At 65.3% G+C, this 13,172-nt stretch carries 15 protein-coding genes; 6 read left to right on the top strand and 9 right to left on the bottom strand.

Annotated features, from left to right (window positions below; translation table 11 throughout):
* Window positions 1–105: 105 nt before the first annotated feature.
* Window positions 106–1,323 (top strand): MFS transporter, encoded by a 1,218-nt coding sequence (locus BLU17_RS14815; protein WP_091997690.1) that lies wholly within the window; start codon window positions 106–108, stop codon window positions 1,321–1,323.
* Window positions 1,324–1,420: 97 nt separating this feature from the next.
* On the opposite strand, the gene BLU17_RS14810 is transcribed toward BLU17_RS14815, so the two are convergent.
* Window positions 1,421–1,762, bottom strand: a complete 342-nt coding sequence (locus tag BLU17_RS14810) for an H-NS family nucleoid-associated regulatory protein (RefSeq protein WP_245746871.1) — start codon at window positions 1,760–1,762, stop codon at window positions 1,421–1,423.
* Between the two features lie 191 nt (window positions 1,763–1,953).
* On the opposite strand from BLU17_RS14810, the gene BLU17_RS14805 reads away from it, so the two are divergent.
* Window positions 1,954–2,178 carry a hypothetical protein gene (locus BLU17_RS14805; RefSeq protein WP_091997686.1) on the top strand — a complete coding sequence of 75 codons (225 nt, stop codon included), beginning with the start codon at window positions 1,954–1,956 and terminating at the stop codon, window positions 2,176–2,178.
* A gap of 140 nt (window positions 2,179–2,318) precedes the next feature.
* A complete protein-coding gene (locus BLU17_RS14800; RefSeq protein ID WP_091997684.1) occupies window positions 2,319–2,558 on the top strand; it encodes a hypothetical protein in 240 nt (79 codons plus the stop codon).
* Between the two features lie 69 nt (window positions 2,559–2,627).
* On the opposite strand, the gene BLU17_RS14795 is transcribed toward BLU17_RS14800, so the two are convergent.
* From BLU17_RS14795 to BLU17_RS14770, 6 genes are all read right to left on the bottom strand, one after another.
* Window positions 2,628–2,990 carry a copper resistance protein CopC gene (locus BLU17_RS14795; RefSeq protein ID WP_091997682.1) on the bottom strand — a complete coding sequence of 121 codons (363 nt, stop codon included), beginning with the start codon at window positions 2,988–2,990 and terminating at the stop codon, window positions 2,628–2,630.
* A 28-nt stretch (window positions 2,991–3,018) separates the two neighbouring features.
* Window positions 3,019–3,927 (bottom strand): hypothetical protein, encoded by a 909-nt coding sequence (locus BLU17_RS14790; protein ID WP_091997680.1) that lies wholly within the window; start codon window positions 3,925–3,927, stop codon window positions 3,019–3,021.
* Between the two features lie 106 nt (window positions 3,928–4,033).
* Complete coding sequence (locus BLU17_RS14785) at window positions 4,034–4,423, bottom strand: DUF2946 domain-containing protein (RefSeq protein WP_143189257.1); 390 nt, start codon at window positions 4,421–4,423, stop codon at window positions 4,034–4,036.
* Window positions 4,424–4,547: 124 nt separating this feature from the next.
* Window positions 4,548–6,032 (bottom strand): aldehyde dehydrogenase family protein, encoded by a 1,485-nt coding sequence (locus tag BLU17_RS14780; RefSeq protein ID WP_091997677.1) that lies wholly within the window; start codon window positions 6,030–6,032, stop codon window positions 4,548–4,550.
* A gap of 20 nt (window positions 6,033–6,052) precedes the next feature.
* On the bottom strand, window positions 6,053–7,003 hold the full coding sequence (gene speB, locus BLU17_RS14775) for an agmatinase (RefSeq protein WP_091997676.1): 951 nt from the start codon (window positions 7,001–7,003) through the stop codon (window positions 6,053–6,055).
* A gap of 143 nt (window positions 7,004–7,146) precedes the next feature.
* The gene (locus tag BLU17_RS14770) at window positions 7,147–7,977 is read right to left on the bottom strand and encodes a helix-turn-helix transcriptional regulator (RefSeq protein WP_091997674.1); all 831 of its coding nucleotides are present in this window, start codon (window positions 7,975–7,977) and stop codon (window positions 7,147–7,149) included.
* A 185-nt stretch (window positions 7,978–8,162) separates the two neighbouring features.
* Between BLU17_RS14770 and BLU17_RS14765 the strand changes: the two genes are divergently transcribed.
* Genes BLU17_RS14765 through BLU17_RS14755 form a run of 3 tightly spaced genes read left to right on the top strand, consistent with a single transcriptional unit; the run spans window position 8,163 to window position 10,956 of the window.
* Window positions 8,163–8,507, top strand: coding sequence for a cupin domain-containing protein (locus BLU17_RS14765; RefSeq protein ID WP_091997673.1), 345 nt, complete (start codon window positions 8,163–8,165; stop codon window positions 8,505–8,507).
* A 60-nt stretch (window positions 8,508–8,567) separates the two neighbouring features.
* A complete protein-coding gene (locus tag BLU17_RS14760; RefSeq protein ID WP_245746870.1) occupies window positions 8,568–10,001 on the top strand; it encodes an NAD(P)/FAD-dependent oxidoreductase in 1,434 nt (477 codons plus the stop codon).
* Between the two features lie 25 nt (window positions 10,002–10,026).
* Entirely contained in the window at window positions 10,027–10,956 is a 930-nt protein-coding gene (locus BLU17_RS14755; RefSeq protein WP_091997669.1) for a LysR family transcriptional regulator, read from the top strand.
* 135 nt (window positions 10,957–11,091) lie between these two features.
* Here BLU17_RS14755 and BLU17_RS14750 read toward each other — a convergent pair whose 3' ends face one another.
* Together BLU17_RS14750 and BLU17_RS14745 are read right to left on the bottom strand one after the other, a co-directional pair.
* Complete coding sequence (locus BLU17_RS14750; protein WP_091997667.1) at window positions 11,092–12,489, bottom strand: ATP-binding protein; 1,398 nt, start codon at window positions 12,487–12,489, stop codon at window positions 11,092–11,094.
* A complete protein-coding gene (locus BLU17_RS14745) occupies window positions 12,486–13,148 on the bottom strand; it encodes a response regulator (protein WP_091997665.1) in 663 nt (220 codons plus the stop codon). The genes BLU17_RS14750 and BLU17_RS14745 overlap by 4 nt, the downstream gene beginning before the upstream one ends.
* Window positions 13,149–13,172 lie beyond the last annotated feature (24 nt).

Genomic DNA, 13,172 nt, shown 5'->3' with positions numbered 1-13,172 from the left:
GCCGCCCCGGCGAAGCGTCACGGGACGTAGCCGCCGTAACGGCTCGCCTGAGCATCGGCGTACGTCCACGCCGTTCGAATGTGCCATTTGGTGTCACCATATCGCATGCGAAACGAACCGCAAGTCAGCGTTGTCCGGCAGATTCCCCGCAGCGTGTGGGTGCTCGGTTGCGTCAGTCTCTTCATGGACGTCTCATCCGAAATCATCCACAGCCTGCTGCCCATGTTTTTGCTGACAAGCCTCGGCGCCAGCGCAGGCGCGATTGGCCTCATCGAAGGCGTCGCGGAGGCCACGGCCCTGATCGTCAAGGTGTTTTCGGGCACGCTCAGCGACTACCTGGGCAACCGCAAATGGCTGGCCGTCGCGGGGTATTCGCTCGGCGCATTGAGCAAGCCGATTTTTGCCGTCGCGCCGACGATCGGGATCGTGGTGACGGCGCGCATCATGGACCGGGTCGGCAAGGGCATCCGGGGGGCGCCTCGCGATGCGCTCGTCGCGGATATCACGCCGCAGCACGTGCGCGGCGCGGCCTTCGGGCTGCGCCAGTCGCTCGACACGGTGGGGGCGTTCCTTGGGCCGTTGCTGGCCGTTCTCATCATGTTGAAATGGGCGAACGACTTTCGGCTCGCTTTCTGGCTTGCCGTCATTCCCGGCCTGCTCGCGGTCGCGCTCTTGACGTTCGGCGTCAAAGAGCCCGCGCACGAACCTCGGGTGCAGCGGAACAAGCCCGTGCGCTGGTCGAGTCTCGGCGAAATGGGTTCGAATTATTGGTGGGTCGTCGCAACCGGCGCGGTATTCGCGCTGGCGCGATTCAGCGAGGCGTTTCTCGTGCTTCGGGCCATGGGTAGCGGCGTACCGATTGCGCTGGTTCCGCTCGTCATGGTGGCGATGAACGTCGTTTATGCGCTGTCCGCTTATCCGTGCGGCAAACTCGCGGACACGGTGAGCCACACGCGGTTGCTCGTAGCCGGTCTCGTCGTGCTGATCGGCTCGGACCTCGTCCTTGCACACGGCATACACTGGAGCGTAGTCGTCGTGGGCGTCGCGCTTTGGGGACTGCACATGGGCATGACGCAAGGCCTGCTCGCCACGATGGTCGCGCACGCGGCGCCGTCACATCTGCGCGGTACCGCGTTTGGGTTCTTCAACCTGCTGAGCGGTATCGTGACGCTCGTTTCGAGCGCTGTCGCGGGCCAGTTGTGGGAACGCCTTGGCGCCGCTGCGACTTTCCGTGCCGGCGCGGCGTTCTGTGTCGTGACGATCGTGCTGCTGCTGTTCCGCCCGACGTTTGGAGCGGGCCGTGGCGAGGCTCGTGGAGACTAGCGGTGCGCGCGGGGCGATGAGGAGGCTCTGGAGACTGAAGCGTCGATGCAGCAACGATGCGGTGCCGATGTTGCCACGGATAAATCCTTGCGCATGCTCAGGAAGTGGCTGCCTGCTCGGACTTGACTGTCGCAAGACGGGTGCCAGCGAAGGGGTCGTCTCGCCAGTCGACAGCCGGGCGCTTGCGCGATTCCTGTTCCGGCGTCGCGTTGACCGCAAAATGCTCCAGCGACTGACCGGCGCTGGTCGCCTGTAGTACCCATTGCGGAACCGCGCCTTTTCCGTCCCACGTATTGCCATAGGCGTCGCGATATCGTGCGGCACGCAGTCGTTCCTGGTCTGCCGCAATGGAAGCGGCAACGTCCTCCGGTTCGATTCCAAATTCGGCCATCCTGCGCTGCAGGTAGGCCACCATGCTTTCTCGCTTTCTCTCGTCCATCCTGTTCATCTCCGCTCGGCACGCAGTCGTCGGACCGGACCGCGCGAGCCGCATGCCGCCAGGATAACACAGCAGACGGCGACACTAGCGGCAGGCGTGACACAGAACCGAAACGCCCCTGTTTATTTCCTCCAGCAATTCCTCGCCCGTCCCCGTAAAATTCCATGATCCTGCTGTAGCGGAGCACGACCATGGAACGAAAGAAAGCTGAACACATCCTGCTCGAAGCCGGCGAAATCGCCGACCTGGTTCTCAACGGTTTCGATATGACGATGGAAACCCACGCGGGGCGCGCGCTTTACGATCGCGCGTTCACGGCCTATCTCCACAAGGAGATAGGCGATTTGCCGGTTGCCGAACTATACGACGCCTTGAACGGGGCGCCTGACGCCTTTATGGCGACCACGCCATCGTAAGAAAGCCGGCATATGGCTCGAAAGTCGTGATCGCGATCACGACTGCGTTTGTTTTGACGCGATAGTCTGTCTTTTTTGGGGGCGCTTCATGGGTTTCACGAACCTCCCTGTGTTTTCGGGATTTTCAGGAGATCAACCCGATGCGGAGTTATCGCTATGTGTCGTACTTTCGCTGGATCGTCGAAGCCCCGCGTGATTCCGGGGTGAAGCTGCACGCCGTTGTCTGCGGAGCCGGCGACGAGCCTTCGTACACGCTCGATCTCGGGGCGTTTCCCCCGGCCACCCAGCGCGAAGCCTTCGACGAAGCCGACCGTCGCGCCCAGGCGGCCATCGACGCCCTGCTTGCCGAAGGCAAGCTCATCGAAGGCAGAGCCTTCTAGCCGCCTTCCCGGCGAGCCGTGCGGCCGTCTCGCGTGACATCGCCGCACGGCGTCTTCATTGCCGAACGTTCACTTCACGTCGAATGTGTAATGCCCGGTCGTGCGATGCCCATCGGCGGCGACGGCGATCCACACCACCGAATACTTCCCCGGCGTCAACGCATTCAGCGCGACCGACATGCGCTTGTTGTTGCCGGCGTCGACCTTCGCTTTCTCGCGAATGACGGACTTGCCCTGCGCGTTCATGACGTCGATGGAGCTGAATGCGGGTTCGAGCCCATCGTCGAAGTCGATCACGACGGCGTTGAGCGTGGCCGGCGCAGTTGCGCCCGCCGGCGGTTCCTGATGCGTCGGATAAGCATGGGCCCAGGCGACGTGGGCGGCAAGCAGCGCGACCGAAGCGACGAGCGTGCGCAATGTAGCGAGTTTCATGGCGGAATTCCTGTGTGAATGTGCGGGCTTACTGGAAAAGCGGCTTGCCGAGCGTGCGCGGCGCGATATCGTCGAAGAAGAGGTGCACCTGCGCGAGGATGCCGACATGCGAGCCGCTTGCCCGGTTGATCGGTATCTGCGCTTCGATACCGAGCTGGCCGTAGCGGTTCATCCAGATGAAGCCGGGGTTGACGGTGCCCGTGGTTTGTCCCTGGCTTCTCGAGAGGGGCACCTCGACCAGCGGGATCAGGTTGGAAAACGGCTGCGGCAAGCCGACGTCGTGTACGTGCTGTTGCAGGTAGGGCAGGCTGTACTGGAACGTGAAGCCATAGTCGAACGAGTTCGGTTGACCGCCGCCCGTCGTGAACGACGGGCCGGCCTCGCCGGTGATGGCGATGGGGCGCAGCCACGCGAGCGAGTCGGGCAGGTCGCCCATGCCCTTGCCGGCGAAGAGGGTGGGCGAGATCGTCGAGAAGTTGTCGGCGATTGCGCGGCTTCCCGTGCCGCCGAGTTCGGCGTCCACGCCGACCGACGTCATGAACTCGTGTGCCTCGTTCACGTAGAGCAGATACTTGAGCCCCACGCCGAAGTTGTCGAAGCCGCGCGCGGTGGGATTGTTCTGCATGACGTAACTTCCGTCCACGGAGAAGGCGAGCCTCGGCGTGATGAGCTTGTCGTACTCGAAGTCGAAGGTGTTGATGCTTTGGTCGCCAGCGTCGCCCGGCACGCGTTGGTGACCGAATTCGAGGTTGGCCTCGTCGCCTACGCCGGGGTCGTCGACGGAGAGCGTGGAGGGAAATACGCGGTCGCCCGCGATGGCATGCGCATGGGCCGCGCATGGCGCGAGCACCAGCGCGCAGGCGATCACATGGCTGATGGAGCGAACGTGCGCGAGCGCGCCCAGAGACGCGCGGCCGGACGGCGATTGGTTAGACATGAGTTGTCCTGTCGTGGAGCGAGGCACGCGCGCGAGCAACGGCGGCGCGCGTGCAGGCCCGGCGATACGCGGGGCGTATCGTCGGGGGTTGCCAGGTTCGATACGGTCAGGACAGGGGTGGGGCGCGTGCGCGGATGTGGCTCGCGGGCTTGACGAGGCGCACGCTTTCGAACTGCGTGGCGATGCGCGCTTGCACGAGCTGCCCGACAAGGAACATTGCGGCAGGCATGCCGGGCACAACCGGCAGATGCGCGAAGAGACTGCAATAACCGCAGTCCTGCATGTCGCCGGGCGTTGCATGCAGGTTCGCTTCGCCGTTTGCGCCGTGAACGTGGCGCGCCATCGAAGGCATGCCGCAGGGCGCGCGTACCACTGCGCCTTGCGTGGACTGCATGGCCTGGGCGGCGAGCAGGTGCGAAACCACCGGCGCGAGCGTTGCCATGAGGAGCGCAAGCGTCCCCAGCAGACTGCCCGGCCAGAGAGGGATTCGGCGCACGGCGCGTAGCGTGAAGTGGCGAAAATGATCCCGCAATTATGCCACGCGGGCCGCGGCTTCCGGGGCGTCGGCGGCGAGGGCCGCCAAAACGTCGCGACGCCGCGACGAGGCCATCACGGTACGGTCACGCGCGCAGGCCGACCGCGTGACGCAACTCCTGATAGCTGCGCAGGCCCGCTACCCCAAGCTCGCGGCCGATGCCGCTCAGCCCGAAACCGCCCCAGCATACCTGCGGAAAGATCAGTTGAGGCGTGTTGATCCAGACGAGCCCCGCGCGAAGCTGCGCCTTGTAGCGGCGCGCGGCTTTTTCGTCGTTGGTCGCGACGGTGGCGACAAGTCCGTAACGCGTGTCGTTGGCCAGCGCAATGGCTTCGTCATCCGATCGGAACGATTTTACGCACGCTACGGGTCCGAACACCTCGTCGGTCCACAGCGTGTTGTTTGCGGCGGGTTCCGCGACGACGACCGGCGCCATGAAGAAGCCGTCCGCGCATGCGGAATCGAGCTTGCCGGTAAAGGCGATCTGCGCGCCCGCTTCGACGCCTTCCGCCACGAGCGCCGTCACGCGCGCGTGTTGCGCGGCGCTGATGAGCGGGCCCATTGCCGCACCGCCGTGATCGGGCGGCGCGACGACCAGCGCGCGCACCGCCGTTTCGAATGCGGCCATGAACTTGCGGTACACGTCGTCGTGCACGAGGATGCGCGCCGTTGCCGAACACATCTGCCCGGCGTTCGCAAAGGCGCCGCCCACGGCGAGCGTGACGGCCTGCGCGACATCGGCGTCTGCGCGCACGATCAGCGCGGACTTGCCGCCCAGTTCGAGCGTCACGCGCTTCATGTCCTGCGCGGCGGCCTGCATGACCTTGCGTCCCGACGCCGTGCTGCCGGTGAACGAAATCTTGTCGACGAGCGGATGCGCCGTGAGCCACGCGCCGACGTCGCCGCCTCCGTTGACGACATTCACGACGCCATCCGGGACACCGGCTTCGCTGACGATTTCAGCGAGCATGTGCTCGGTGGGCGAGGTGAGCTCCGAGGGCTTGAGAACCGCGGTGCAGCCGGCGGCGAGCGCGGGGGCGAGCTTCCATGCGGTCGTGACCATCGGGAAGTTCCATGGCACGATCAGCGCCGCGACACCCATGGGCTCGTGCATGCGCTCGGCCTGCAATGTGTCGTCCGGCACGGCAACGGACTCGGCCGCGAACATCGACGCGTCGTCGCACAGGCTCGCGTAATAGTTGAAGGTCGCGGCCGCGTCGCTCACGTCGAGGTCCGCTTCGAATCGCGGCTTGCCGCTCACCTGCATCTGCATTGCCGAAAGGCGCTCGCGATCGGCTTCCAGCAATTCCGCGATCTTGCGCAGCAGCCTGCCCCGCGCGGCGGGCGTGGTGTGGCGCCACGCAATGAGCGCATTGCGCGCGGCATGCACCGCGCGGTCGACGAGTTCGGCCGTCGCGTGCTCCTGCCAGCCGATGGTCTCGCCCGTAGCCGCGTTGCAGATGGCCGAGCGAGCCTCGCCGGTCGCAGCGAAGAAGGTGGTGCCCGCAATCGTCGCGGCGGGCAGCACGAATGCGTGGTCTTCGGGACGGTGCCCAGGATTCGTAGCCATGGTATTTTTCCTCGCGCGCGTTAGCGGCAGGCCACGCCGGGCATGATGCAGAGCATTTCGAAAGCGAGACTCGCACCCACGAGCGCGGTCGTGCCGGCCTGATCGTAGGGCGGCGAAACCTCCACGAGATCGGCGCCCACCACGTTGAGCCCCTTCATGCCGCGCACGATTTCAAGCCCCTGCTGCACGGTGAGTCCGCCCACCTCGGGCGTGCCGGTGCCGGGCGCGAAGGCGGGATCGAGCCCGTCGATGTCGAAGCTCAGGTACACGGGCGTGTCGCCCACGCGCGCGCGCACTTCCTCCATCAGCGGAGCGAGCGAGCGGTGCCAGCAGGCTTCCGCCTGCACGACGGTGAAGCCCTGCTTGCGGCACCAGTCGAAATCTTCGGCGTGATAGCCGGTGCCGCGCAGGCCGATTTGCGTGACCTTGTCGCATTGCAGGAGACCGTCCTCGACGGCGCGGCGAAACGGCGTGCCGTGCGCGATCTTTTCGCCGAACATGGTGTCGTTCACGTCGGCGTGGGCGTCGACGTGAACGACGGCGAGCTTGCCGTACTTCTTGTGCAGCGCGCGCAGAATCGGCCATGCGATCGTGTGGTCGCCGCCGAGCGTGACCGGACGACAACCTGTCTCGACGATGCGATCGTATGCGGCTTCGATGAGCCGGATCGAATCCTTCAGATCGTACGGGTTCGTCGCGACGTCGCCGATATCGGCGACCTGCAGCGAATCGAACGGTGCCGCGCGCGTGGCCATGTTGTAGGGGCGCAGGAGCACCGATTCCGAGCGGATCTGCCGCGGCCCGAAGCGTGTGCCCGAGCGGTTCGAGGTGCCGAGGTCGAGCGGTACGCCCACGAAGCAGACGTCGAGCCCCTCGGTGGTCTGCGCCTGCGGCAGGCGCATCATGGTTGCGATGCCGCCGAACCGCGGCATCTCGTTGCCGCCCAGCGGCTGGTTGAACTGGCGCTCCATCTCGCGAGTCTCCGATCGTTAGAGTCAAATCGATCGGGCGATGGTAGGGGAGATTGCGTGCGGCCAAATATCGAAGTGGAGATGTTTACATCGATGGCGATCGATGTATGCGCGATCGTTGATCGCGCAGCGGCAGCCCGTATTCAAGCGGCGGCGTGGCCCCAGGCGATCAGTTCCCGCTTGGTGCGCACGCCCAGCTTCGCGAACGCGCGCTTCACGTACGACTCGGCGGTGGCCACTTGCACGCCCAGAATCTGCGCGGTTTCGGGCACGGTCTTGCCCGTGACGAGGTGCGCGCACGTTTCGTATTCGCGTTTGGAGAGGCGCACGCCGTCCGCCGCGATGCGCGCGTCGAATTGCGCGAGCGGATGCATGAACGGGGCAGCGTGGGCGATGCGCCGGGCTGCGCTCGTGGAGGCGTGCAGTTCGAGCAGCGGAAACAGAAACTCGCTCACGTTGCGAAAACGGTTCATTTCCACCAGGGTAAACGGCGGCTCGCGCAGCGCTCGTTCGAGCGCGATGGAGTCCTGTGCGTGGCGCGTACCGCGCGCGAGCACGCATTCGTGGGCGATGCGCGCTTCGTCGAAGAGACGCTGGCGGAACTCGCCCGGCGGAATGGCGCCAATGTCGCGCACGACGAGCATCGTGCCGATCTTGCCGCGAATGCCGGCGAAAAGCGGGTCGCTTTCGTAAAAGCGGTCGTAATAGAGGGTCATCACGTCCGAAATCGCGCCCGAATCCATTCCGACCCCGCCGCTGCCGATCCATTCGCAGCGAAAGCCGGTGGGCATCGTGCTATCCACGCGCGAGCGTTCGATATGCACGACGTTGACGGGCACGACTTCGTTTAGCAGCAGCGTGAGGCGCGGCACGAAATCGGGCGTGCCGACAGCCTCGATCACGTTGCCGAGGGTCTTGAACGAAAGTGGAAAATTGGGTTGATCGCGGTCGGGCGGGGGTACGTTGAGCAGCATGGCGCGCCCCTTCGTGAAAGCCGATTCATTATAGCCGATGGCATTTGGCCGCCAAAAAGGCGGAGCGGGACCGCCAGATGGCGCTAAACGGGCCCAAAACGCAGCTTGTCCCCCCTGAGGGGGGGCATACCGCAGCCGTGCCAGCCGGTAACTTTGGCGTCATTCAATCACCTGGAAACGACGCAATGAGCAAACTGATTCAGGACATCGTGCCGCTGGGCGCCGGTATCGGGGAATTCACCAGGCTGGAGTTCGGCATGGACGAAAGCGACTGGCGCGCGGCCGCTGGCAAGAACGACAATTACGTGATCGGCTGGTGGGAAGGCAAGGTCGGCGCGGTGGATTTCCCGGCCACGACCGCCGACGAGGCGGTATGGCTCGTGGAAGGCAAGATTGCGCTGACCGACGCGAACGGCGGTCGCAAGGAGTTTACGGCAGGCCAGGGTTACCTGCTGCCCGCGGGCTTTGCAGGCCGTTGGGAAACCATGGAGGACGCGAAGAAGTTCTACGTCGTGCTCGAACAGGCCTAAAGCGCGCCGCCTCCGCTGGCGGCGGCCCCGTCTCTTCCGTTCCACGCGGTGAAGCCAATGATGAGTACCCCTGCAGATATCGACGTTCAATCGCACACGCCCGTTGCGCTCGATGTGCGAGAGGCGCTGTCGCACACGCGCTTTTTTCCCTATTGGCTCGACAATCCCGCCGAGCCGCCGACCGAGCCGAAGCTCGGTGCCAGCGTGGACGCCGATCTGCTGATCGTCGGCGGCGGCTTCACGGGCCTCTGGGCGGCTGTGCAGGCCAGGGAGCAGATGCCGCATCTGAATGTGGTGCTGATCGAGGCGGGCAAGGTGGCACACGGCGCGTCGGGCCGCGCGGGCGGCATCATTTCGACATCGGTGATGCATGGCTTGCCCAATGCGGTGCGCGTATTCCCGAACGATATCGCGCAGCTCGAAGAATTCGGCCATCGCAATCTCGATGGCTTCGAGGCGACGCTCGATCGCTATGACATCGACGCCGACGTCGAATGGAATGGCGAGATGACCGTGGCTGTCGATCCGGAGCATATGGAGCATTTGCGCGGCGACTACGAGCTTCACAGGCGCTACGGGCACGATGTCGTATTGCTCGACCGCGAGACGACGCGCGAGCAACTGGATTCGCCGTTGTTCGCCGGCGCGCTATGGTCGCGCAATCGCAGCGGCATCGTGCATCCGGCCAAGCTTGCGTGGGGCCTCAAGCGCGCGGCGCTCTCGCTCGGCGTGAGAATTTACGAGCACACGCCGCTCGTGGACGTCATCGACGAAGGCCAAACCGTCCACGTAAAGACACCCGAAGGCAGCGTGCGCGCGCCGCGCGTGGTGTTCGGCAGCGGTACGGCAAAGGTTGGCATTCCTGATATCAATCGCCGTGTGCTGCAGGTGCGCGATCACGTGCTCGCCACCGAGCCGCTCACCGGGGAGCAGCTCGCGCGCATCGGCTGGAAGAATCGTCAGGGTATTTACGACACGCGCACGCAGCTCAACTACTTCCGCCTTACGAAGCACAACAACATCATCTTCGGCGGCCTTGTGAGCTACCACTTCGACGGCGACCCGAACCCGCCGCAGGACCAGAAGGCCGAAACCTACTATCGGCTGGCGCAGGCGTTCTACCGCACGTTTCCCCAGCTTCGCGACGTGCGCTTCTCACACGCGTGGGGTGGTCCGATCGACTACTGCTCGCGCGGCTCCGTGTTCGCGAAACGCTATCTGAACGGCAAGGCCGTTTTCGTGGCGGGCTATACGGGCTTTGGCGTGGCGGCGAGCCGCTTCGGCGCGTTCATGGGCCTGAACATTCTTTTCGACCGCAAGAGCCCCGAGCGTGCGCTCGACATCGCCAACCAGAGCCCGATCTATATCCCTCCGGAGCCCGTGCGCTGGCTTGCCGCGAAGGTCACGTTCCATGCGTTCGACGGCGCCGACGCGGAAGGCGGCTGGAAGCGCGCCTGGATAAAGGGCATCAAGGCGATGGGCTTTCCGATGTGAATCTCCGTTAGCGATCCGAAGCAGTATGTTCTCCAATACCACCGATCTCGATCTGCGGCTCATCCGCGTCTTTCTCGCCGTCGTCGATGCGCGCGGCATCACGGCGGCGGAAGCGACGCTGGGCGTGCGCCAGTCCACCATCAGCACGCAGCTTTCGGCGCTGGAGGCGCGCGTCGGCTTCAAGCTCTGCGAGCGCGGGCGCGGCGGCTTTCGCCTCACGTCGAAGGGCGAGCGCTTCGTGCCTTCCGCTCGCGCACTGGTTGCGGCCACCTCCGAGTTCGTCGCGCGCGTGCGCGATATCGACCGCAAGCTCGTCGGCACACTGGGCATCGGGCTGATCGGGCAGGCTTCGCATGTCGAGAACGCACGGCTCGCGGAAGCAATTGGTGCGTTTCGCAAGCGCGATCAGGCCGTGCGCTTCACGATGAAGGTAGCCGCACCGCAGGAACTCGAAGAAAGCCTCGTCAACAACCATCTCGACATTGCGATCGGCTACTTCTGGCATCGCGTGGCGGGCCTCGACTACACCGCGTTGTTCGACGAACGCCAGGTGCTGTGCTGCGGGCGTGGGCATGTGCTTTTCCACCAGGCGCCTCACGTCAATGTCGACGATCTGCGCGAGCACGACTGGGTATGGCGCAGCTATCCGATCCCCGAGGAGCTTGCGGGCATCGGCGACCGGCAGGTGAGCGCGATCGCCGACAGCATCGACGCGGCCACGGTTTTGATCCTCTCGGGCAGCCATATCGGCTATCTGCCGGCGCATCATGCCGAGCCGTTCGAGCAGCGGGGTCTGATCCGGGTGCTGGGGCGCACGACGTTCAGCTTCGACGTGCCGATGCATCTCGCCGTCAAACGCGGCGCCGTGGAAAAGCCCATCGTGCGCGCGTTCTGCGACGATCTGCTCAACGTATATGGGCAACACGCCGCGGCGCCTTCGCTACTGGACGAATGAAGAGACGGCGCGCGCCGTGCATCGGCAGTGCACGTCGGTCGTCATGCGCCGCAGTTGCGTGAACTGCAGCGTAATCCGGAGTACGAAGTGTAAGCCGGGTGGGCAGGGTACGCCAGGTATGCGACAGCCGCCTCGTTATGCCGAATCGCTCGTGGCCCTTGCGGTTCGGCTGCTGGCTAGCGGGTCGGCCACCGCGTCCGCGAGCGTTTGCAGCCCGCTCACCGCGGCGGTGAGGCCGCGCCCGCCAGGGTTGTTGCGCAACGTGAACGTCAGACCTTGCCGCCGCGCGATGCGCGCGACGATCGAAAGGCCGAGGCCGCTGCCTGTACCCAGCGCCTGGTCGCCGCGGAAGAAGCGGTCCAGCACGCGTTCGAGATCGGCTTCCGGAATGCCGGGTCCGTTGTCCACGACTTCGAAGCCGAGCGTGTCGTGCGTGCGCGTGAGCACGAGATCGATCTTGCCGCCTGCCGGCGTGTAGCGGATCGCGTTGTCGAGCAGATTGTTCAGCAAGGTATTGAGCCCGTGCGCATCGGCATTCACGTTGCAGATGTCCTCGGGAGCGACGGGCGGGCGCGACTCCAGCCCGAGGTCAATGCCTTTCTCTTCCGCGAGCAGCGAAAAGTCGCCGATGGCCTGCTCGCCGAGCCGCCGCAGGCTCACGGCGGTGGTGGGCACGGGCGCCTGTGCATCTTCGCGCGCGAGCGTGAGCAATTGCTGCACGAGACGGATCGTGCGGTTCAGGCGCGTTTGCATGCGCTCGAGCGTGCGCGGCTCGCCGCTCAGCGTGCCGTCATGCAGCGCCGCCTGCCACTGCAGCTTGAGCGCGGCGAGTGGCGAGCGCAGCTCGTGCGCCGCGTCGGCGATGAACGTGCGCTGCGCCTGCGACGCCGCGTTCAGGCGAGCCAGCAGGTCGTTGAGTGCCTCCACGAGCGGACGCAGTTCCACGGGCACCGAGCCGTCAAGGCGCAGCGGTTCGAGCGCATGCGCCGAGCGCGCGGTGAGCAGCGCCGATAACGCACGCACCGGCGCGAGCCCGCGCGTCACGACGAGAAGCACGAGCACGATCGCAACCGGCACCAGCAGCGCGAGCGGCCACAGCGTGTGCAGCGCGAGACGCAACGCCAGCGCGTCGCGCACGGAAATGGGCTGCGCGACCTGCACGAAGCGCTCGGGCTGGACAACCCCGAACACGCGCCAATGCACTTCGCCTTCTTCGATCGTACGAAAGCCCGTGGTTTGACGCGGCAGCGTGGGCGTTTCCCGCGAGTGGTAGATGGGCGTGCCGTTGCGGTCCCAGATCTCGATGAGTATGCGGTCGTCGGCGATCTCGTCGAAGCCGGGGCCCGATTGCTCGACCTGGCGCGCGGTTTCGACGTTCGCGGGCATGGAAAGCGCGACCGCGCGCAGCTCGTAATCGAAGAGTTCGCCCGCCTCTTCGCGCGCGGTGTGGAAAATGCCGAAACCCGCCACCACGGAGGTGGCCGCGAAGCCGCAAATGAGCCAGCCCAGCAGGCGGCGGCGGATCGAATTCATTCCGGCCTCTTGAGCCGGTAGCCCACGCCGCGTACCGTCACGATCTGCTCGGTGCCGATCTTGCGGCGCAGACTGTGCACATGCACTTCGATGGCGTTGCTCCCCACTTCCTCGCCCCAGCCGTACATGCGCTCTTCGAGCTCGGCCTTCGTGAATACGCGCGCGGGCTGTTCGATCAGCACGCGCAGCAACGCGAATTCGCGCGGCACGAGCGCGACGCTCGCGCCATCTTTCGTCACTTCGTGGGCCGCGGGGTCGAGCGCGAGGCTGCCGTGCGTGTAGACCGGTTGCTTCTGGCCCGTCCGGCGGCGCAGCATGGCGCGCGTGCGGGCGGCCAGCTCGTCGAGATCGAAGGGTTTGATGAGGTAGTCGTCCGCGCCCGCGTCGAGCCCGGCGATGCGGTCCGTGACCGAATCGCGCGCGGTGAGGATCAGCACGGCCGCTTCGCCGCCTTTGCGGCGATAGCCGTTGAGCACCTCGATGCCGTCCTTCTTCGGCAGCCCCAGATCGAGCAGCACGAGGTCGTAGACATCGTTGTCGAGCGAAAGCTCCGCTTCCCGCCCGTCGCGCGCCCAGTCGACGGCATGACCCTCGCGGCGCATCGAATCGAGCACCGTTTCGGCAATCATTTCGTCGTCTTCCACCAGCAACAGGCGCATTGCTCGCTCCCCCTATTTCAACGT

The sequence above is a fragment of the Paraburkholderia lycopersici genome (assembly GCF_900096975.1).
Classification (GTDB): Bacteria; Pseudomonadota; Gammaproteobacteria; order Burkholderiales; family Burkholderiaceae; genus Paraburkholderia; species Paraburkholderia lycopersici.
This window is presented reverse-complemented; position numbering and strand designations above follow the sequence as displayed.